We start from the raw sequence: 20,503 nt of genomic DNA, 5'->3' as shown, positions 1-20,503 counted from the left end.
AAAGGAGGCTCGCACGGCCACCAAGTTTTGTCAATTATGACGAAACTTGGTGAGCGCTCGCCGTGATCCAGGAATCGGTGATCCCCGCACGCAGCGACTCCAGGGCCGCATGACACAACCGTGCGAGTTCGCCGAGCGACCGGTCGTCGCCCACCATCCAGACCTCCATCGCGCCGAACACCGCGGCGGCGATGCATCGCGCGGTCACGGCGGTGCGCACCCGTTGGTCCGCCGTCGGATCCTTGGCGCCATTGGACCCGCGGCTACGCCGTTGCAGTTGCACCGCAATGGCGTCGGCGAAGTCGGCTTGGACTTCCCGGATGTGGCGGACGATGCGGCCGGGGTCGAGCTCGTCTTGGCGCAACGCGGCGATCTTGGCCACGGCGTCAACGTCATACGGGAACGAGAAGATTGCCGACTGCACCGAATCGATGATCGGTTCCTCGGCCGGCCTTGCATCGAGGGCGGCACGAAACCAGTGCAGCCCGGTGTAGTCGGCGAACAGGAGGTCGTGCTTGGAGCTGAAGTGGCGATAGAACGTCCGCAGTGACACCCCGGCATCGGCGGCAATCTGCTCGGCCGAGGTGTCTTCCACGCCTTGGGCCAGGAATCGCACGACCGCAGCCTGGCGCAACGCTTCGCGTGTGCGTTCGCTTCGCGCGGTCTGTGCGGGCCGGACCATGTCAGTAAAGTACCCCAAGAAGTTGTTATGTCATTATTGACAAAACTTCAGCATCAGGGCGAGACTTCGCCAATGTCCTCGATCATCATTCACTTTTCGCTCGGGCTGGCTTGCATCGCCGGGCTCATCGTGTCGAACAAGAAGATCTACGCCAAACCCGAAGGTGGGCCGTGGTTGTCACCGCTGGAATGCGTGTACTACGCCGCGGGCATTGCTTCGATCGCACTGGGCTATTGGTTCAACATCCACTTCGTGATGGCCGCACATGGACAGGGAAACCTGATCTCCGGCCCGGCCAGCTATCCGGAATTCATCAAGGGACAGTTCGCCACGCCCGCTTGCGGCTCGGGCAATCAGGACTACATGATCGCCAATGTCATTCTGATGCCGGTCTTTACCATCGTCGACGGTCTGCGGCGCGGCATTCGGCGCCCATGGTTGTTCTTCCTGTCCAGCTTCTTCACCAGCTTCGCGTTCCCGTTCGCGTTCTACTTCGCGACGATGGAGCGCCAGCGTCGCCACGCCCAATCCGCTTCCGCCCCAACGACTGTGGACGCCTAGTCGGCTATGACAAGTTGCGCGGCGGGATCGGCGCCTTGTGATGCCCGGTCTGATTGCCGCCGCGACGCTTGGCCACGTACATGGCATCGTCGGCCGCCACGATCAGCGCCGCAATCAGGTCGTCGGATTTGTACACGCGGTGATCAGGATGTGCACCGGCCGTCCCGATGCTGGCGGTGATGTCAAAAGGTAGCGCCGCGATGGCGTCGCACAGTTGTTGGGCCCGCTCGCTCACTTCGTCCGGGTGCCAGCCGCCGGCGATCACGAACTCTTCGCCGCCCGAGCGGCCGATGACCGCGGTGCCGTCGGTGCTGTCCCGCAGCGCGCGGGCCACCTCGACGAGCGCCTCGTCGCCGCGGCTGTGCCCGTAGAAATCGTTCAGCTGTTTGAAGCGGTCCAGATCGATCACGGTGATGACGAGATGACCGAACTCGTCGCGCAAGCTCTCCAGCAGCGCCCTGGCGCGCCGGTGGAATGCGCGCCGGTTCAGTAGCCCGGTGAGTTGGTCGCGCTCGGACCGGATGGCGTCGGTGCGCAGCACGTGCACGACCGCCTGGATGCCGAACGGCACCGCCAGGTTCAGGATCAGCAGCACCTCGTATCCACACAGGGCGGACACGACGCCGTACCCGGCCGCGAGGCGAACGGTCTCGAAGGCGCCGACCAGCGCCGCGATCAGGAAGTTGTAGAGCATCAGCGGCGCGGTGTGGAACAGCGCGATGTAGCTGGCCATGGTGGCGAAGGTCGTGCAGGCGAGCAGGGCGGCGACGGGGCCGCTCTGCGATAGTGCGGACAGCGCGATGCCGGCGTTGCACAGCACGGTCAGCCGGATCGCCTGGGCGCGAGTGGGCCAGCGCCACGCCCAGAACGCGGCCGCGATCGCCGCACCCAGACTGCCCAGCACCGCGCAGGCGAGCTGAAAAGTGTTGCGCGGTCCCAGCGTGCTCCAGATCGTCGCGAACACGGTGATGGACAAGGAGGCCGCGATGACCGCGATCGTGAGGCGGGTGATGGTGGCCATCTGCCGGGCCAACAAGTGGGAGTTCAGCTGGTCGTAGTGATCGGATTGTCGCCACCACACGCGCAGCAAGCCCACCACGCTCACCCTCCCCCGTGGCCCGGGCTTCCCACCGCCACATGCCGGACCGGTTTGCTAGATGATAATCCAGCGGCGGTCGCAGCGGCGGTTTACTGCCTCAGCGCTTGCGGGGCTCGATCACCTCGGCGCCGACGAACGGCACCAGCGCGGCGGGAACCCGGACGCTGCCGTCGGGTTGCTGATGGTTCTCCAGGATCGCGACCAACCACCGTGTGGTGCCCAACGTGCCGTTCAGGGTCGCCGCGATCTGCGGCTTGCCTCCGCCGTCCCGGTAGCGCGTCGACAGCCGGCGCGCCTGGAAGGTGGTGCAGTTGGAGGTCGACGTGAGCTCGCGGTAGGCGCCCTGGGTGGGAACCCAAGCTTCGCAGTCGAATTTGCGGGCGGCCGACGAGCCGAGATCGCCCGCGGCAACGTCGATCACCCGGTAGGGCACCTCGATGCGGGCCAGCATCTCGCGCTGCCAGCCCAGCAGCCGTTCGTGTTCGGCCTCGGCCTCCTCGGGCATGCAGTAGACGAACCCCTCGACCTTGTCGAACTGGTGCACGCGGATGATGCCGCGAGTGTCTTTGCCGTAGCTGCCGGCCTCCCGCCGGAAACACGACGACCAGCCCGCGTAGCGCAGCGGTCCGCCGGACAGGTCCAGGATCTCGTCGGCGTGATAGCCGGCCAGCGGCACCTCCGACGTGCCGACCAGATACATGTCGTCGGCCTCGACGCGATAGATCTCGTCGGCGTGCGCGCCCAGGAATCCGGTGCCCGCCATGACTTCCGGGCGCACCAGCACCGGCGGGATCATCGGAATGAAGCCGTTGTCGACCGCGAGGCGAAGAGCCAGCTGCAGCAGGCCCAGCTGCAACAGCGCGCCTTGCCCGGTCAGGAAGTAGAACCGCGAGCCGGACACCTTCGCGCCACGCTGCATGTCGATCAGGCCTAGCGATTCGCCGAGCTCCAGGTGGTCTTGGGGGTCGTCGATCGCGGGGGGCTCGCCGACCACGTCGAGGACTTCGAAGTTGTCCTCCCCGCCGGCCGGAACCCCGTCGATGACGACGTTCGAGATCGCCATGTGTGCCGCGGTGAATGCCGACTCCGCTTCGGCCTGAGCGGTCTCGGCGGCTTTCACCTCTTCGGCGAGTTCCTTGGCGCGCGTCAGCAGCGCCGGGCGCTCCTCGGCCGATGCGGCACCCACCCTCTTGCTGGCCGCCTTCTGTTCCGCGCGCAGCCCGTCGGCCGACGAAATGGCGGCCCGCCGCGCGGAGTCGGCGTTCAGTAGGGCGTCTACCAGCGCCGGGTCTTCACCGCGGCTGACTTGGGAGCGGCGCACGGCGTCGGGGTCTTCCCGGAGCAGCTTCAGGTCGATCACGGCCCTGAGACTACTTTTCGGACTCCGCTGCGGCAGAACAGCATCCCGTCGCGCGGACCCCAGGTGTCGCATCTACCACTTTTGTCACGCAACCTACCTGGTCCTGTCAGAATGGAGCGGATGTCGCAAGCGCCCGAGAAGGAAGCCGCGGAAGCCCCTGACGCTTCCGAGGCCGATACGTCCACCGTCGCCAAGGCGGATCGACGGTCGGCCGGCTTTCAGTGGCCGCGCAGCCTGCAGGCGACGGCGACCAGGCGGGCGCTGCTGCTGACGGCGCTCGGCGGCCTGCTGATCGCCGGAGTGGTGACCGCCATTCCGGTCGGTGGCCCCGGGCAGGGGCGGTTGGCCGGCTACCTGGACAGCGATCCGGTGCCCAGCACCGGCGGCAAGAGCAGCGCGGCGTTCAACCGGGCCAGCAGTGGTGAGTGCCTGATGTGGCCCGCCACCACCCCGGAATCGGCGAGCATCGTCAACTGCGCGGACGACCACAAGTTCGAAGTCGCCGAATCCCTCGACATGCGCACCTTCCCGGGCGCCGAGTACGGGCCGAACGCGGCTCCCCCGTCGCCCGCCCGCATCCAGCAGATCACTCAGGAGCAGTGCGAGTCCGCCGTCCGCAACTACCTCGGGCCCAAGTTCGACCCCAACAGCAAGTTCATCGTCAGCCTGCTGTGGCCCGGGGACCGGGCGTGGCGCCAGTCCGGTGACCGCCGCATGCTGTGCGGCCTGCAACTGCCCGGCATCAACAACCAGCAGGATGCCTTCAAGGGCAAGGTCGCCGACGTCGACCAGTCCAAGGTCTGGCCGGCCGGCACCTGTCTGGGCGTCGACCCCGCGACCAACCAGCCGGTCGATGTGCCCGTCGACTGCGGGGCGCCGCACGCGATGGAGGTCACCGGCACGGTCAATCTGGCCGAGAAGTTCCCCGGCGGGCTGCCCTCGGAGGCCGACCAGGACTCGTTCGTCAAAGACTCCTGCACCAAGATGACCGACGCCTACCTGGCGCCCGTCAAACTGCGCACCACCACCCTGACCCTGATCTACCCGACGGTGTCGCTGTCCAGTTGGACGGCGGGTAGCCGCGAGATCGCGTGCAGCATCGGCGCGACGCTGGGCAACGGCGGCTGGGCCACGCTGGTGAACGGCGCCAAGGGCCAGTTGCTGATCAACGGCCAGCCGCCCGTGCCGCCACCGGACATTCCCGAAGAGCGACTCACGACGCCGCCGATACCGCTGCAAACGCAGGCTCCGGCTCCGCAACAGTCTTCCGCCGGCCAGTCCAGCCCGACCCCGGAGGTGCCGCCCAACAACCAGCACTTGCCCGGGCAACAGCCCCAGCAGCCGGTCGTGACGCCGCCGCGGGCCCAGCAGCCGCAGGCTCCGGCGCCGCAGGCGCCACCGGACGGCGGGGCACCACCGCCGCCGGCCGATGGCGGAGCCCCGCCACCGGCAGCCCCACCTCCAGCCGCCCCGCCACCGCCGGAGGCGCCGCCCGCCGAGCCTCCGCCGGGGGGCTAGCCGGTTGTCCGTGCGGATGGATCCGCAGCGCTTCGACGAGTTGGTGTCCGAGGCGCTCGACCTGATCCCGGCCGAGCTGGCCGCGGCGATGGACAACGTCGTCGTCCTTGTCGAGGACCGTCACCCCGAGGATTCCGAATTGCTCGGGTTGTACGAGGGCGTGGCGCTGACCGAACGCGACTCCGATTACGCCGGGTCGCTGCCGGACGCCATCACGATCTACCGCGAGGCGCTGCTCGACGTGTGTGACTCCGACGAGGACGTCGTCGAGGAGGTGGCGATCACGGTGATTCACGAAATCGCCCACCACTTCGGCATCGACGATGACCGGCTGCACGAGTTGGGCTGGTCCTGACGAGTCGGGAAACTCACCGTCCTTCGTGGGCGCGCCGTCCCCGGATTTGGGGGCGACCGGTGCTATGAACGGCTTATGAGTGCCGATTGCCGCGACTGCCGGGCAGGCTTGGATCACTGTCACGGCACCATCATTCGCCATTCGCAGGGCCGCTTCTGGGGCCGTGCGGAATGCACGGAGCCGGATTGCGACAGCCCCGAGTTGCTGCCGCACGCCTTCGTCGTCGATTGCGATGCCATCGGCTGCGAATGCAGCGAGTCGATCGCGCTCGCCGTTTGACCTAGGCGTCAGCCCATCGGGTCGGTGCTCGAGTGCACAGCGTCCGCCACCGGGGTGGCCTCGGTCTCCGGGAAGAACGGTGGCGTCAGGGTTCCCCAGCGCAGACAGCTCCACCGTCCGTCGGTGATCGGGGCCAGCACCACCGATTCGGCGTTGTTCAGGTGGTTGTCCAACGCGAAGTCGGGATCCACTCCGGCCAGCACCGCAGCGGCCAGCCGGATCGCCGCGCCGTGGCTGACGACGACGATGTCGCCGTTCCAGTCATGGTCGTCGAGGTGGCGCATGCGCAGGTCGGTGAGCACGGGGACGTAGCGATCCAGGACGTCGTTCCCGGTCTCGCCACCGGGTAGGGGCACGTCGAGTTCGCCGTGATGCCAGCGGTCGTAGATCGCGTTGAACTCCGCGACCGCGTCGTCATCGTTCCGGTTTTCCAGCGCCCCGACCTGCACCTCGTGAATGCCGGGCACCGCGAGGGTGGGCAGTTCCAACTCGACGCCGATCACCGCGGCAGTCTGCGTCGCCCGGGTGGCCACCGAGTGCGCCAGCATCGACGGCCGCCCGGAACCGCGCGCGAACGCCCGGGCCTGGTCGCGGCCCAGCGGCGTCAGCTCGGCCCCCGGTGGCCGGGTGTCCAGCCGGCGATCGACGTTGCCGTACGACTGGCCGTGTCGCACCAACACCAAACGCCCGCTCACGCAAACCCCCCGGCTCTGGTCTGTGCGTTGGCCTGTTCGGACTCGCCCTGCCGCAGCCCCGCCAGCCAGCGCGACGCCTCGTCCGCGGGTGGCGGGATCACCCCGGCGGGCGAGCCCATCGGCCAAGACCCCAGGTATCGCAGATCGAGACAACGACGGTGCAACGCCTTGAGCGCCTCGGCCACCGCGTCGTCGTCGATGTGGCCCACGCAGTCGGTGAAGAACATGTAGGTGCCGAGTCCCGTTCTGGTCGGCCGGGATTCGATCCGGGTGAGGTCGATGCCCCGGATGCCGAATTCGGCCAGCGCCGCCAGCAGCGCCCCGGGCGCGTTGTCGATCCGCAGCACCACCGACGTCCGGTCGGCTCCCGTGCGGGCCGGGGGCGGCCCCGGCAGGCCGACCAGGACGAACCGGGTGCGGGCGTTGGCTTCGTCGACGACGCCGTCGGCCAGGACGTCCAGCCCCCAGTGCGTGGCGGCCAGCGGCGAGGTGACCGCGGCGTCGGCCTGCCCTTCGGCCACCTGGCGGGCCGCGTCGCCGTTGGAGTAAGCCGGCCGCAGTTCGGCGCCGGCCAGGTTGGCGGCCACCCAGCGGCGCACCTGGGCCGACGCCACCGAGAAAGCAGCCAAGGTGCGCACGTCGGCGGCACTGCGGCCGCCTTTGACGACGATGCTGAACGTGATGTCCAGCGTCGTCTCGGCGAACACCTGCAGTGGCGATCCCATGGACAGGCTGTCCAGCGTGGGCGTCACGGAGCCGTCGATCGAGTTCTCGATGGGGACGCACGCGTAGTCGGCCTCGCCATCACGGACCGCGTCCAGCGCCGCGGGAGTGCTCTCGATCGGCAACGGTTGCAGGCCGGCCGACCCCCGCGCGGGGACCAGTCCGGCGCCCGTGATCTGCAGTAGCGCTGCCTCGGTGAAGGTCCCCTCAGGACCGAGATAAGCGATGCGGGCCACGCTCCAACCCTAGCCGTGCGCACCGCCAATCGACTCTTGCGCCGCAATGGGTCCTAAGTTAACTTAGGCTTACCTAATTCGAAGGAGAATCGTGTTATCGCTGATCTGCCCCGCCCCGACCACTGCCGAACGGATCCGCAGTGCCTGTGTCCGCGCCGGCGGCGCGCTTCTGGCGATCGAGCGCCAGGACCCGGTCGTGACGCCCGTGCATCACCTGATGGCCGACGGATCCTTCGCGCTGGCGCTGCCCGCCGACCAAGAAGCCGCGGCCGCCCGCGCGATCTCGGGATCCCAGGCACTCCTCGAGTTGACCGACTACGCCCCGCTGCCCTTGCGGGAGCCGGTCCGTTCACTGGTGTGGGTGCGCGGCACCCTGCAGGAGGTGCCGGCGGGCGCGATCGCCGCGACGCTCGACCTGATCGCCTCGGAGTGCCCGAATCCGGCTTTGCTGCAGATCGATACGCCGAAGTGCGCGCCCTCCGACGGCCGGGAGGCCCGATACACGCTGCTGCGGCTCGAAATCGAATCCGTGGTCGTCACCGACGCCACCGGCGCCGAGCCGGTCGGTGTGCAGGACCTGCTCGCCGCCCGGCCCGATCCCTTCTGTGGGGTCGAGTCGAGCCTGTTGTGGCATCTGGACACCGCGCACAGCGACGTGGTCGCGCGGCTGGTGTCCCGGCTGCCCGCACCGCTGCGGCGTGGACAGGTCCGGCCCTTGGGACTCGACCGCTATGGCGTGCGGTTTCGCGTCGAGGGCGCGGACCGCGACCACGACATCCGGCTGCCCTTCCACAAGCCGGTCGACGACATGACGGGGCTGAGCCAGGCCATCCGGGTGCTGATGGGCTGCCCGTTCATCAACGGGTTGCGCGCACGCCGGTAACCGTATTCTCGGCGTCCGGCCGCGTACGTTTACCTCGTGGACGGCGATCGATCACCGCGCCCGCGATGGGCACCGAGACCGCCCGGGCCGCCGCCGGCGCGCCCCGAGCCGTCGCAGGTCATCCGCCGCGGACCCGGACCCCCGCCAGACGCGAACGCGCAGACCCGACCGCTGCGCCGGCCACCCCCGCCCCCACCCGCACCGCCGCGACCCCGCCCGAGCCCTCCGGTGCAACAGGCGCCTCCGCCGCGGCCGGCGGCGCCGCGCACACGCCGCAAACGCCGCTGGGCACGGATCATCGCCTCGGTTGTGCTGGTCGCCGCGCTGCTGATGGGTGCGGGCATCGTCGGCGGGGCGATCTGGTTCGACACCAAATTGCACCGCGAGCAGGCGCTGGCCGACTACGACGGACGGCCGTCCCCCGGCCGGGGGACCAACTGGCTGCTGGTCGGCTCGGACAGCCGCCAAAATCTCACCGCCGAGCAGCAACAGGACCTGGCCACTGGTGGCGACATCGGAAACGGTCGCACCGACACGATCCTGCTGGTGCACGTGCCTGCCCTATGGTCGGACACCCCGACCACGATCGTGTCGATACCGCGCGACTCCTACGTGCCGATCGCTGGGCACGGCAAGGACAAGATCAACGCCGCGTTCGCGATCGGCGGGGCGCAGTTGCTCACGCAGACGGTGGAGCAGGCCACCGGCCTGCACCTCGACCACTACGCCGAAATCGGATTCGGCGGGTTCGCCGCGTTGGTCGACGCCCTCGGCGGGGTGACCGTGTGCCCGACGGCGCCGATCGACGACCCGCTGGCCGGCATCCATCTTCCGGCCGGCTGCCAAGAACTCAACGGCCCCAACGCGCTCGGCTTCGTCAGGACGCGTGACACGCCGCGAGCGGACTTGGACCGGATGGTCAACCAGCGTCAGTTCGTGTCGTCGCTGCTGCACCGCGCGGCCAGCCCGGCGGTGTGGCTCAACCCGTGGCGTTGGTACGCGGTGCCGCGCGCACTCGCGGACGCGCTGACGGTCGACCGCGATGACCACGTGTGGGACTTGGCCCGGCTCGGCTGGTCGCTACACGGGTCCACCACGGCCATGACCGTCCCGATCGGTGAGTTCACCGACGGCGACTCCGGGGCGGTGGTGGTGTGGAACCACGACGAGGCCCGCCGGTTGTTCGATGCGCTGGCCTCCGACGCGCCCGCGCCCACGACGTCGTCGACCTCGCCGAACTAGCCGCTGCTCTCGCCGGCGCCGCCATTCTGCAGATACGCCTTCGTGCGACCCGGGTGGTGAGTGGCGAGCCAGGCCACCCCGATGTCACGGCAGAAGTCGAGGTCCTCGTATTCGTCGACGTTCCAGCAGTAGACGGCCCGGCCCTGGGCGATGGCGCGGTCCGCCAGTTGCGGGTATTCCTTCAGCGCCGCCAGCGACGGCCCGACGGCGGTGGCGCCGACGGCCGTGGCCGCGCCGCTGGTCAGGTAGCGGGCCGTCCTGCCGAGCAGGACCGTCGGCAGCATCGGCGCGGCCCGACGGACCCGCCAGACCGCGGCCGCCGAGAACGACATCACCACTGCGCGGGACCGGTCGGCGGAGGCGGGTGAGGCGATGCCGTAGCGGTGCAACAGCGCGAGGAGCTTGGTTTCCACCAGCGAGCCGTATCGGACCGGGTGCTTGGTCTCGACGAAGATCTTCACCGGCCGGTGCCAGTCGAGGACCAGCGATACCAGGTCGTCGAACGTCAGCAGACTGGTGTCACCGTGCGTCCCGTCGTCACGCCAGCTGTCGTGCCAGGCGCCGTACTCGAGCTCACGCAGCTGGGCGAGGGTCATCGTGCTGACCAGGCCGGCTCCGGTCGAGGTCCGGTCCAGCCGCCGGTCGTGCACGCACACGAGGTGGCCGTCGCGCGTCAGTCGGACATCGCATTCGACGCCGTCGGCGCCCTCTTTGAGGGCGAGGTCGTAGGCGGCCAAAGTGTGTTCGGGTCGTGCGGCCGAGGCGCCGCGATGAGCCACCACAAAGGGGTGCCCGGCGAGCACCTCCTCGGCCCACGTCATACCCCTAATGCTGCCGGTTCCTGCCCCTCCAACTCAACCGGACCGGCCGACGCCTGCGCCACATGTTGTTGGTCTTGGTCGTCGGCGACCACCACCCAGCGATGCGCGGGCCGTTCGACCGGCTTTCGCTCGAAGCCTTCGAAGACCCGGCCCACGGCGGCCGCCGTGGCCGCCGCAAACAGGTAGGCGAACACCATCAGGACGGTGTTGTTGGCGATGCCTTGGGCGTCCCTCGCGAAGCTGGAGATGATGGCGAAGATGGAGACCAGGTAGCTGACCATCCAGACGATCCACCACTCCACGATGGGTCGGCGCTGCTTGCTGTAGTGGTCTTCCAGAATTGCCAGCTCGATCACGTAGACCGGAGCCCACAGCAAATTGGCAAACGGCACGACGCAGCCGGCCCACAACGCTCGGACCGAACGTTGCTCCGGCAAGCCCAGATGGGCGAGCACGGCCGCGCGCCGCCCGATCAGCCAGCGGATGAGGACCCACCCGTAGGCGATGACCGCCCCGATCGCGGCCACGCTGGCCACAATCCCGAGCCAGTCGGCGCCGATCGCCACCCAGGAGTTCAGCAATGTGTTCCGGTTGATTACCAGCAGCACGTAGCGCACGACATAGACCAGCGCGGCGATGCTGAGCACCAGCACACTCACGAACTGCGTGGTGCGGACCAGCTCCGCCGACGGCCCGGTGCGCGCCGGTGCTTGGCCCGGCGAGGGCGCTTCTTCGAGACGGTCGACCAAACCCCATCGCGGGATGACGGCGTAGCGGGGGGTCGGCCCGAGGGGACGGCGGCCGCGGCGGGCGGGCGGGGCCGCACCGGGGCGCACCGCAATCCAGCGGTAGCCGGCCGGCAACCGCGGGGGTGTGCGCTGCCAGCGGGGTGGACCGGGGGACGTCGCCGGAGGTGAAGCGCCCTGCGCACTCCAACGTGGGTCGACCGTCGGAGCATCCGCCAGCGGTGCCATCAGCGCGCCCTGGCAGCGGGGGCACCATTCGCGGCGCCGTTCGCGCACGTTCCACCGAGTGCCGCACTGGGAGCACACCTGGATCACCGGACAAGCCTAACCTCGCGCTCATCCCGGCCACGGGAACTAGCCGCCCGAGGGGTTGCGGGCGGGCGAGGGGCGCCCACTCGGGCGGGTCGGCAACGCGCTCGGCCGTCACTGACTATCCACAGTTTCCACAGGTTTATCCACACATCGGTAGTGGGTACAGAAAGCTATTGCTACAGCCTCTGGCGGCAAACCGTGGTGTAACTGTGGATAAACACCGCGGTAATGACGATGCTCCATTGACAGCCCTGACACGGGCGGTGAGCGAAATGAATCGCACTACTAAGCACGTGGAACAGCCTCGTGGCACCTGTCGCCGGGCGCCCGACGCCGGCGGGGCGCTCGTCGGGCCCTCGGCCCTTTTCACCCATCAACCGGCAGTTCAACGCACCATTTCTCAAGCTCGCTACAAAGGGTTATGATCGCGTTCGCGAAAACTGTTGTGACTCACCTCACTAACGCGAGGTGATGGCGGGGGTGAAAGGCGATTGATGGCCGCACATTCGTTCGGTCCGGGTTCACCGGCAGCGTCGAAATCGTATTCGGGCTCGCCCGCCTGGAATCACAGCTACAGCATCGCCGCTTTGCGCGCCGGGCTGATAGCGCTGGCCCTACTCGCGGTTCTCGCGCTCATCGTTCTGTCTTGAAATCTTCCCGAACGGGTATGCGCCCCCTCGGTTCGTAACGCTCATTCTTGCGGTGCGCGCAGTGATGCAGCAGGGTTGATTATGGCTGGCCGTCACGTGGCAGCCCCGCGTCAACGAGCGTCAAGACGATAATCGAAGAAAGGAACGCCGTGGCTGAATACACCCTGCCCGACTTGGACTGGGATTACGGAGCGCTGGAACCGCACATCTCCGGTCAGATCAACGAGATCCACCACACCAAGCACCACGCCACCTATGTCAAAGGCCTCAATGACGCAGTGGCCAAGCTTGACGAAGCTCGCGCCAATGGCGACCACTCTGCGATCTTCCTGAACGAAAAGAATCTCGCCTTTCACCTCGGCGGCCACGTCAACCACTCGATCTGGTGGAAGAACCTGTCGCCGAACGGTGGCGACAAGCCCACCGGTGACCTCGGCACCGCGATCGACGAGCAGTTCGGATCCTTCGACAAGTTCCAGGCTCAGTTCAGCGCGGCCGCCAACGGCCTGCAGGGGTCGGGCTGGGCGGTCCTCGGCTACGACGCGCTCGGTGACCGGCTGCTGACATTCCAGCTCTACGACCAGCAAGCCAACGTCCCGCTCGGCATCATCCCGCTGCTGCAGGTGGACATGTGGGAGCACGCCTTCTATCTGCAGTACAAGAACGTCAAAGCCGACTACGTCAAGGCGTTTTGGAACGTCGTGAACTGGGAAGATGTTCAGAAGCGTTACGCCGCCGCAACCTCGAAATCACAGGGGTTGATCTTCGGCTGACATCATCTCGATCGATCAGGGGCGTCGCGCTTTATGCGCGGCGCCCTTGTCGTTTCGGAGTCACAAAATCGGGGCATCTTGAGAAGATGTGCGCCCGTGGCCGTGTCGGGTTGCAAGGCGCCTAACCCGCAGGCATGCTTAGTCATTCGAGCTACCAGTGTGGTTATTTCGAAGCCGGGCGGCGCGCGGAGGTCGAAATGGAGACTGGATCGGAACGGCCGATAGGGGTTTCTCCTTTCCATGCCCGTGGCGCCCTCAAAGGTTTTGTCATCTCTGGCCGTTGGCCTAATTCGACAAAAGAATGGGCCCAACTGCTCATGGTCGCGGTGCGGGTCGCGTCACTGCCCGGATTGCTCTCCACCACAACGGTGTTCGGCGCCCGTGAGGAACTGCCGGACGAGCCCGAGCCAGGCACCGTCGGCCTCGTCCTGGCCGAGGGCACCGTTTTCGGTGAATCCGCCATTCAGCCAGGCTATTTCGCGGAGCATCAGCCGCCCGCGTTACTGATGCTGCACCCGCCGTCGGAAACGACACCGTCACTGCCGGAGTGCACCGGGGCGGCCTCGGGATGCGTACTGCTGCCTGGCTTGCCGTATCTGGGATTAGAGCACCGGGCCGCATGGGTGGAAGCCGAAGCCGACGGCACCATCACCTCCATGGTCAGTCGCGTCGGCGTCGATCCGATCAGCCATCCCGATACCGCCATTCTTGCGATGCTGCTTGCGGCATAACGAATTAACACGTCAAACCCGGTTCGGCGAATCGCTAAATACGGACACCCGAACTTGACTGCCTCCCTGGCTAACCCGTGACTCGCGCATTAGCCTGAAACAGTTAGCGAAGGGGAGTAGCCCCGAATCGTCTAGTCGACATACTGGCGCACAGCCCGGCTGGCGAACCGGTTTGAGAAACCGGTGGGCGAGACCTTCGACCGGAGTTCGATGACCGCGTGGTCGTCGACAACGTGTCGAAAGGTCGCTCCGCATGCTCGCCGCCACCTTGCTGAGTCTCGGGGTGGTCTTCCTCGCCGAACTCGGCGACAGGTCCCAACTCATCACCATGACCTACGCGCTGCGCTACCGATGGTGGGTCGTGCTGACCGGAGTGGCGATCGCCGCATTCCTGGCGCACGGGGTCGCGGTGACGGTCGGCCACTTTCTGGGCGCCACACTGCCGGCGCGCCCGATGGCCCTCGCGTCGGCGATCGCGTTCCTGGCTTTTGCCGTGTGGGCCTGGCGGGAGGGCACCGGCACGGACAAGACGGTTTCGACGACGCCGGAAACCCGGTTCGCATTACTGACTGTGGTGTCGTCGTTCGCATTGGCAGAAATGAGCGACAAGACCTCATTGGCAACCGTGACGCTGGCCAGCCACCACGACTGGCGGGGTGTCTGGCTCGGCTCCACTTTGGGCATGGTGCTGGCCGACGGCGTGGCCATCGGCGTCGGCACGCTGCTGCATCAACGTCTCCCGCAAAAGCCGCTGCACGTCCTGGCAAGCCTGCTCTTCCTGATCTTCGGATTGTGGATGCTTTTCGACATGGCTCTGGGCTGGCTTTGGGTGGCCGTCGTTGCCACTGCGGTGGTGACAGTCGCCGCCGCGGCGATGACGACGGGCCATATCCTGCGGAGGCGCGCAAGGGTCGCGTCTGTCACTGGACAGCCACCCGATGGGCCGTCATGAAGGCGGTCCCGCGAGCCCGCCGGTTCGTTTCCTGGCTAAGTTCGGCGTTCCACAGCAAAGGACACGCCGAACGTGAGTAGGTTGCCGGCTGGTTGCGGAGCGAGCGCTCAGCACGATCTTTACGATTTATTTACGGGCGACCCGGCCAACCATCCGCCACGCTCGACGCGCCCCTCATTTCTGCGGATAACCTGTGAGTTTCGGCGATCCTGTGGACACCCCAGCGAATTAGTTAGACGCTCGTCAAGTGTACATTTGGCAGGTGTCAGCTATGCCCGAAACGAAACCACCGAGGTTTGCACCTGGTTAGGTCCACAAACTCTGAATAGCATGATCAGCAAATATACCTGGGAAATAGTTCACTTCTACAGCCAAGTGGAGGTCATTTGACATGAGCACGACGTTCTCTGCTCGCCTCAACCGCCTGTTCGACACGGTGTATCCGCCTGGACGCGGGCCGCACACCTCCGCCGAAGTGATCGCGGCGCTAAAGGCTGAAGGCATCACGATGTCGGCTCCCTACCTGTCTCAACTGCGCTCGGGCAACCGCACCAACCCCTCGTCGGCAACCATGGCCGCACTGGCCAACTTCTTCCGCATCAAGTCGTCCTACTTCACCGACGACGAGTACTACGAGAAGCTCGACAAGGAATTGGCGTTTGTGTCCACGTTGCGCGACGACGGAGTGCGCCGCATCGCGATGCGCGTCTCCGAGCTGTCACCCGAGGGGCAGCTCGACGTCATGGAGCGGATCAACGAGTTGCGCCGCTCGGAGCACCTCGACGCATAGCCGGCACCCACAGGGCGCCTGAGTCCGTTACCGCCCGCCCGGCCCGACCTGGCGGGCTGCGGCTTGCCCATTCCCACTAGGGTTGGCTCACGGATCGCGCAAACGCGAGAGCGATAGTCCACTAGATACCGGGAGGCGGCCGGGAATGGGCCTGTTCCGCAAGCGAAAGAGTCGCGCGACGCGACGCGCCGAAGCCCGTGCGATCAAGGCCCGCGCGAAGCTCGAGGCCAAGCTGTCCGCCAAGCACGAGGCCCGCCGCTTCAAGGCCGCGCAGCGCTCGGAGACGAAAGCCCTTCGAGCTCAGATCAAAGCGCAGCGCGACACCGACCGGAATGCGCTGAAGGTCGCCGAGGCCGAGCTCAAAGCCGTGCGGGAAGGCAAGGTCTTGTCACCGACACGAATCCGCCGGGTGCTCACCGTATCTCGGTTACTCGCGCCGATCCTCACGCCGGTGATCTACCGGGCCGCCATCTCGGCGCGCGCGCTGATCGATCAGCGTCGCGCGGATCAGCTGGGGGTACCGTTGGCTCAGATCGGCCGCTTCTCCGGCCACGGCGCCCAGCTGTCGGCTCGGATCGCCGGGGCGGAGAAATCGCTGCGGGCGGTCCAAGACAAGAAGCCCAAGGACGCCGAGACCAAGCAGTTCGCGGCCGCCATCAGCGAACGGCTCAGCGATCTGTCGGCGGCCATCACGGCGGCGGAGAACATGCCGGCCGCGCGGCGCCGGTCGGCCCACGCCGCGATCTCAAAGCAGCTCGACGGCATTGAGGCCGACCTGATGGCCCGGCTCGGGTTGACCTGACCGCCATGTCGCTGCAAACCGGCTGGACGTCGCGGTTCCTGATTGCGATTGCCGCCGCGGTCGGGCTGTATCTCGGGTCGACGGCGCACGCTCCCTCGGCATCGGCACACGTCCATGCCAGCAGCGACAACGCGGTGCGCGGCGGGACGGCGATCGTCACCTTCCAGGTGCCCAACGAGTCGAACAACGGGGCCGCGACCACCGCGCTGACCGTCGCGCTTCCCAACGTGACGTCCGCGGACACCGAGAGCATGCCCGGGTGGACGGCCAAGCTCGACCGTGACGCGGCGGCCGGCACCGTCCGCTCGGTGACGTGGACGGCCGCTCCGAACGGCGGGATCGCACCCGACCAGTTCGCGCTGTTCCGGATATCGGTGCAGTTGCCCGACACCGATACCGTCAGCTTCCCGGCCACGCAGACCTATTCCGACGGCACCGTCGTGAAGTGGGACCAGCCGTCGCCGCCCGGGGCCGACGAGCCGGAGCATCCGGCTCCCACGCTGACACTGACCGCCGCACCGGCGGGGGCGCCCCACGAGCACCGCCATCCGTCTTCCGCCGCACCGGCCGGCCAGGAGGCCGCGCCGCCGAAGGCGTCCGACAACACCGCCCGGATCCTGGGCGGCGCGGCCCTCGTGGTCGCTGCGCTGGGCATCGCAATCGCGTTGATCCGCCGACGGACATGAGGCGGCTGGCCGCCGCCGCGTGCGTCGGCGCCACGCTCTGGATCGCGACGCTCTTGACCGCGACACCGGTCGCATCCGCGCACGCCGCGCGGCTCTCCACCGAGCCCGCTGACAAAGCGGTCCTCGCGCTCGGTCCCGATCGGGTGAGCGCGACCTTCAACGAAGCCCTGCAGACCACATTCGTCGCGATGACGGTCATCGGGCCCGATGGCAACGTGTGGTCGGCCGGCGACCCTGCGGTGCAGGGCGCGGTGGTCAGCATCGCGCTGCGGCCGCTGGGGCCGGTTGGCACGTACACGGTGAACTACCGGGTGACGTCCGCGGATGGCCACGTGGTGTCCGGGTCCTGGTCGTTTCGGCTGACAACGCCCGGCACGGGTACGCCGGGACCGCGGGCCGCCGGCGCCGATACCCGCAACGTTCCGGCGTGGCCGTTCGTGGCCGCGGCGGTGGTGCTCGTCGCCGGTGGCGTCCTGTGGGCGCTGCGGCGCAAGCCGTGACCGGCGGCCAAGGCGCCCCGACGCGTCCTGGCATGATGGGACCGAGAACCCGGTGAGCTAGGAATACGACGAAAGAAAGCTCAAGGAGCGGCCGCATGGCAGACCCGCAGGATCAACCCAACAGCGAATCCGACGGCGCGTCGACGCCGCCGGAAAAGACGCCGCCTGCCAAAGCGGTCAAGAAGACGGCCAAAGCGCCCGCGAAAAAAGCGCCGGCAAAGAAGGCCGCCGCCAAGAAAGCCCCGGCTAAGAAGGCCCTCGCGAAAAAGGCGCCGGCCAAAAAGGTCGAACCCGCACCCCCGAAGCCCCCCGAGCCGTCGGCCGAGCAACCCGTTGACGTTCAGCAGCGGATCGAGACCAACGGCGACCTGGCGGCCGCCGCCAAAGACGCCGCCGCACAAGCGAAGTCCACCGTAGACGACGCCAACAACCCGGTTTCCCAAGCTGTTTCGGTACCGTCGGTCAGTCAGTCCCCGGTGCCGTTGATCGTGGCGCTGGCGGTCAGCCTGCTGGCCATCCTGCTCATCCGGCAACTGCGCCGCCGCTGAGCGCGGGACGTCTAACGTGTCAGACGTGACCGTGTCATTCCGGCCGACGGCCGACCTCGTAGACAGCATCGGCCCCGACGTACGCAGCTGCGACGTCCAATTCCGCCAGTTCGGCGGCCGCGCCGAATTCGCCGGCCCCATCAGCACTGTGCGCTGCTTCGAAGACAACGCGCTGCTGAAATCGGTGCTGTCGCAGCCCGGCAAGGGCGGTGTCCTCGTCATCGACGGCGGTGGCTCACTGCACAGCGCACTGGTCGGAGACGTCATCGCCGAGTTGGCCCGCGCGAACGGTTGGGCCGGGCTCGTCATCAACGGCGCGGTGCGCGACGCGGCCGCTTTGCGCGGCATCGACATCGGCATCAAGGCCTTGGGCACCAACCCTCGCAAGAGCACAAAGACCGGCGACGGAGAACGCGACGTCGAAATCACCCTGGGCGGAGTGACATTCACGCCCGGCGAGACCGCCTACAGCGACGACGACGGCATCGTCGTCGTCAGCCCCTAAACGGCTACCGGCGCAGTCTTTTTCGCGAATCGCAGACCCTCATCGGCGATCTTGCCGCGCCGGATCGTGCGCATGTCGAAGAAATAGTTCTGCTTGAGCCGCCACGGCGCCCGCGATCCTGACTTGGGGAGCAGGTGCATCGACCGCTGGAAGTAGCCGGGGCTGAAGTCCATGAACGGCAGCTCGTCGACGGAATCGCCCGGATGCTGCGGCTCGACGAAGTCAAAGCCCTTGGCGTCCATGTAGTTCAGCAACCGGCAGACGAACTCGGAGACCAGGTCGGCCTTCAGCGTCCATGACGCGTTCGTGTATCCGAAGGTGATCGCGAAGTTGGGAACCCCCGAAAACATCAAGCCCTTGTACGTCATCAACGACGTCAGGTCCAGGGACTCGCCGTTCCTGGTCGGCTGCACCCCGCCCAGCAACTGCATGTTCAATCCCGTTGCGGTGACGATGATGTCGGCCTGCAACTCCTCACCGGAGCTGAGCCTGATCCCGGTCTTGGTGAACCGGTCGATCGTGTCCGTGACGACGTCGGCCTTGCCATGCCGGATGGTCCGGAAGAAATCGCCGTCGGGCGCCAGGCACAGACGCTGGTCCCACACGTTGTAGCGCGGGCCGAAGTGCTTTTCCACGTCGTAGCCTTCGGGCAGCCGTCGCTGCGCCATCGTCATCAGCGTCTTGCGCATGTAGGCGGGGGCCTTGCGCGCCAGCTGATACTGGAAAGTGCTGAACGCGATGGCTTTCCAGCGGTTCGCCATGTGCGCCAGGCGCTCCGGCAGCATTTGGTTGGCCCGCACCGCGAAGGGATCGGTGCCGGGCAGCGAACCGATGTAGCTCGGCGAGCGCTGCAGCATCGTCACCTTTCCGGCGCCCGAGTTCACCAGCGCCGGGATCAGGGTGATCGCTGTAGCGCCGGATCCGATGACGACGACCTTCTTGCCCGCGTAGTCGAGGTCCTCCGGCCAGTGCTGAGGATGGATGATCGTGCCGTCGAAGTCCTCAGAGCCGGCGAAGGTCGGCGAGTATCCCTCGTCGTAGTTGTAGTAACCGGTGCAGGCGAACAGGAAGGAGCAGGTGATCTCGCTCAGTTGACCGTCACTCTCGACGGTCAGGGTCCAGATGTTCTCGGCGTCGGACCAGTCCGCTGCCACCACCCGACTGCGGTAGCGGATGTGCTTGTCGATCCGGCTCTCGACCGCGGTCTCCCTGATGTAGGCCTTGATCGAGGCGCCGTCGGCGATCGACTTCGCCGAGCCCCACGGCTTGAACCGGAACCCGAGGGTGAACATGTCCGAGTCCGAGCGGATGCCCGGGTATTTGAACAGGTCCCACGTGCCGCCCAGGTCGTCGCGACGTTCCAGGATCGCGTAGCTCTTGGTGGGGCAGCGTTCCTGCAGGTGCCACGCGGCGCTGACGCCCGAGATGCCAGCGCCGACGATTACGACGTCAAGGTGCTCAGTCATGCCGCCACGCTATCAACGCGGCGTTGAACTAGTCAACACCCTGTCGAAAAACTCAACGCGGTGTAGAGTAGGCGCCGTGACTGCCGCCAGCTCCACCCGCGCACCCCGAGGTCGGCGTTCGACCCGGCCGTCGGGCGACGATCGCGAACTGGCCATTCTGTCCACCGCCGAGCGACTGCTCGAGGAACGTCCGCTGGCCGATATCTCGGTCGACGACCTGGCCAAGGGGGCGGGCCTGTCGAGGCCGACGTTCTATTTCTATTTCCCGTCCAAGGACGCGGTGCTGCTCACCTTGTTCGAGCGCGTGATCTTCGAGGCCGACTCCGCACTCGAGAACTTGGTCGCCAACCCGCCCGCCGACGTGAAGGCGCTCTGGCGCATCGGAATCAACGTGTTCGTCGAGACATTCGGGGCGCACCGCGCGGTATCGCTGGCCGCCGATGCCGCCCGCACCAACAAGGACCTGCGCGACCTGTGGTCGCGGTTCATGCAGAAGTGGGTCGATCACATCGCCGTGGTGATCGAAGCAGAACGCGCCCGCGGGGCCGCGCCGGTGACCCTGCCGGCGCGCAATCTATCCGCCTCGCT

24 protein-coding genes are annotated in these 20,503 nt (G+C 67.2%); 16 read left to right on the top strand and 8 right to left on the bottom strand.

Annotated elements, in window-relative coordinates; genetic code table 11:
* Positions 1–34: 34 nt before the first annotated feature.
* Entirely contained in the window at positions 35–682 is a 648-nt protein-coding gene (locus tag JOZ00_RS09880) for a TetR/AcrR family transcriptional regulator (RefSeq protein WP_293343178.1), read from the bottom strand.
* Between the two features lie 72 nt (positions 683–754).
* Between JOZ00_RS09880 and JOZ00_RS09875 the strand changes: the two genes are divergently transcribed.
* The gene (locus JOZ00_RS09875) at positions 755–1,243 is read left to right on the top strand and encodes a DUF2834 domain-containing protein (RefSeq protein WP_293343175.1); all 489 of its coding nucleotides are present in this window, start codon (positions 755–757) and stop codon (positions 1,241–1,243) included.
* A 4-nt stretch (positions 1,244–1,247) separates the two neighbouring features.
* On the opposite strand, the gene JOZ00_RS09870 is transcribed toward JOZ00_RS09875, so the two are convergent.
* Together JOZ00_RS09870 and serS are read right to left on the bottom strand one after the other, a co-directional pair.
* On the bottom strand, positions 1,248–2,339 hold the full coding sequence (locus JOZ00_RS09870; RefSeq protein WP_293343172.1) for a diguanylate cyclase: 1,092 nt from the start codon (positions 2,337–2,339) through the stop codon (positions 1,248–1,250).
* A 100-nt stretch (positions 2,340–2,439) separates the two neighbouring features.
* The gene (serS, locus tag JOZ00_RS09865) at positions 2,440–3,702 is read right to left on the bottom strand and encodes a serine--tRNA ligase (RefSeq protein ID WP_293343170.1); all 1,263 of its coding nucleotides are present in this window, start codon (positions 3,700–3,702) and stop codon (positions 2,440–2,442) included.
* Between the two features lie 111 nt (positions 3,703–3,813).
* Here serS and JOZ00_RS09860 point away from each other — a divergent pair, with 111 nt between their 5' ends.
* The 3 genes from JOZ00_RS09860 to JOZ00_RS09850 all read left to right on the top strand — a co-directional run bounded on the left by JOZ00_RS09860 (position 3,814) and on the right by JOZ00_RS09850 (position 5,854).
* On the top strand, positions 3,814–5,220 hold the full coding sequence (locus JOZ00_RS09860) for a septum formation family protein (protein WP_293343167.1): 1,407 nt from the start codon (positions 3,814–3,816) through the stop codon (positions 5,218–5,220).
* Positions 5,221–5,224: 4 nt separating this feature from the next.
* A complete protein-coding gene (locus JOZ00_RS09855; RefSeq protein ID WP_293343164.1) occupies positions 5,225–5,575 on the top strand; it encodes a metallopeptidase family protein in 351 nt (116 codons plus the stop codon).
* A gap of 75 nt (positions 5,576–5,650) precedes the next feature.
* Complete coding sequence (locus JOZ00_RS09850) at positions 5,651–5,854, top strand: hypothetical protein (RefSeq protein WP_293343162.1); 204 nt, start codon at positions 5,651–5,653, stop codon at positions 5,852–5,854.
* An 8-nt stretch (positions 5,855–5,862) separates the two neighbouring features.
* Here the strand turns inward: JOZ00_RS09850 and JOZ00_RS09845 are convergent, their stop codons facing one another.
* Positions 5,863–6,549, bottom strand: coding sequence for a histidine phosphatase family protein (locus tag JOZ00_RS09845; RefSeq protein ID WP_293343159.1), 687 nt, complete (start codon positions 6,547–6,549; stop codon positions 5,863–5,865).
* A complete protein-coding gene (pheA, locus tag JOZ00_RS09840) occupies positions 6,546–7,508 on the bottom strand; it encodes a prephenate dehydratase (RefSeq protein ID WP_293343157.1) in 963 nt (320 codons plus the stop codon). The genes JOZ00_RS09845 and pheA overlap by 4 nt, the downstream gene beginning before the upstream one ends.
* 91 nt (positions 7,509–7,599) lie before the next feature.
* Here pheA and JOZ00_RS09835 point away from each other — a divergent pair, with 91 nt between their 5' ends.
* Positions 7,600–8,391, top strand: coding sequence for a DUF2470 domain-containing protein (locus JOZ00_RS09835; RefSeq protein WP_293343155.1), 792 nt, complete (start codon positions 7,600–7,602; stop codon positions 8,389–8,391).
* 36 nt (positions 8,392–8,427) lie between these two features.
* Complete coding sequence (locus JOZ00_RS09830) at positions 8,428–9,633, top strand: LCP family protein (protein ID WP_293343154.1); 1,206 nt, start codon at positions 8,428–8,430, stop codon at positions 9,631–9,633.
* Here JOZ00_RS09830 and JOZ00_RS09825 read toward each other — a convergent pair.
* Both JOZ00_RS09825 and JOZ00_RS09820 read right to left on the bottom strand, forming a co-directional pair.
* Positions 9,630–10,454 (bottom strand): glycerophosphodiester phosphodiesterase, encoded by an 825-nt coding sequence (locus tag JOZ00_RS09825; protein WP_293343152.1) that lies wholly within the window; start codon positions 10,452–10,454, stop codon positions 9,630–9,632. The two genes, JOZ00_RS09830 and JOZ00_RS09825, sit on opposite strands and share 4 nt — an antisense overlap.
* Positions 10,451–11,515, bottom strand: a complete 1,065-nt coding sequence (locus JOZ00_RS09820; protein ID WP_293343149.1) for a DUF4328 domain-containing protein — start codon at positions 11,513–11,515, stop codon at positions 10,451–10,453. Before JOZ00_RS09820 ends, JOZ00_RS09825 begins: the two co-directional genes overlap by 4 nt.
* A gap of 796 nt (positions 11,516–12,311) precedes the next feature.
* Between JOZ00_RS09820 and JOZ00_RS09815 the strand changes: the two genes are divergently transcribed.
* The 9 genes from JOZ00_RS09815 (at position 12,312) to rraA (ending at position 18,449) form a co-directional block, all read left to right on the top strand.
* Entirely contained in the window at positions 12,312–12,935 is a 624-nt protein-coding gene (locus JOZ00_RS09815; protein WP_293343147.1) for a superoxide dismutase, read from the top strand.
* Positions 12,936–13,132: 197 nt separating this feature from the next.
* Positions 13,133–13,666: a peptidase gene (locus JOZ00_RS09810; protein ID WP_293343144.1), complete on the top strand. Its 534-nt coding sequence runs from the start codon at positions 13,133–13,135 to the stop codon at positions 13,664–13,666.
* Between the two features lie 253 nt (positions 13,667–13,919).
* Positions 13,920–14,618: a TMEM165/GDT1 family protein gene (locus tag JOZ00_RS09805; protein ID WP_293343141.1), complete on the top strand. Its 699-nt coding sequence runs from the start codon at positions 13,920–13,922 to the stop codon at positions 14,616–14,618.
* Between the two features lie 391 nt (positions 14,619–15,009).
* A complete protein-coding gene (locus JOZ00_RS09800) occupies positions 15,010–15,408 on the top strand; it encodes a transcriptional regulator (protein ID WP_293343138.1) in 399 nt (132 codons plus the stop codon).
* A gap of 145 nt (positions 15,409–15,553) precedes the next feature.
* On the top strand, positions 15,554–16,210 hold the full coding sequence (locus JOZ00_RS09795; RefSeq protein WP_293343136.1) for a DUF6474 family protein: 657 nt from the start codon (positions 15,554–15,556) through the stop codon (positions 16,208–16,210).
* A gap of 5 nt (positions 16,211–16,215) precedes the next feature.
* The gene (locus JOZ00_RS09790; RefSeq protein ID WP_293343133.1) at positions 16,216–16,896 is read left to right on the top strand and encodes a YcnI family protein; all 681 of its coding nucleotides are present in this window, start codon (positions 16,216–16,218) and stop codon (positions 16,894–16,896) included.
* Entirely contained in the window at positions 16,893–17,396 is a 504-nt protein-coding gene (locus JOZ00_RS09785; protein ID WP_293343130.1) for a copper resistance CopC family protein, read from the top strand. Before JOZ00_RS09790 ends, JOZ00_RS09785 begins: the two co-directional genes overlap by 4 nt.
* 95 nt (positions 17,397–17,491) lie before the next feature.
* On the top strand, positions 17,492–17,944 hold the full coding sequence (locus JOZ00_RS09780; protein ID WP_293343127.1) for a nucleoid-structuring protein H-NS: 453 nt from the start codon (positions 17,492–17,494) through the stop codon (positions 17,942–17,944).
* Positions 17,945–17,969: 25 nt separating this feature from the next.
* Positions 17,970–18,449, top strand: coding sequence for a ribonuclease E activity regulator RraA (gene rraA, locus JOZ00_RS09775; RefSeq protein WP_293343124.1), 480 nt, complete (start codon positions 17,970–17,972; stop codon positions 18,447–18,449).
* On the opposite strand, the gene JOZ00_RS09770 is transcribed toward rraA, so the two are convergent.
* Complete coding sequence (locus JOZ00_RS09770) at positions 18,446–19,915, bottom strand: NAD(P)/FAD-dependent oxidoreductase (protein WP_293343120.1); 1,470 nt, start codon at positions 19,913–19,915, stop codon at positions 18,446–18,448. The two genes, rraA and JOZ00_RS09770, sit on opposite strands and share 4 nt — an antisense overlap.
* Positions 19,916–19,991: 76 nt before the next feature.
* Here JOZ00_RS09770 and JOZ00_RS09765 point away from each other — a divergent pair.
* On the top strand, positions 19,992–20,503 hold a 512-nt coding region (locus JOZ00_RS09765; protein ID WP_293343117.1), incomplete at its 3' end, for a TetR/AcrR family transcriptional regulator.

The organism is Mycobacterium sp., assembly GCF_019243155.1.
Lineage (GTDB): Bacteria > Actinomycetota > Actinomycetes > Mycobacteriales > Mycobacteriaceae > Mycobacterium.
Note: the sequence above shows the minus strand (reverse complement) of the source record. Positions and strands in the feature narration are given on the sequence as shown.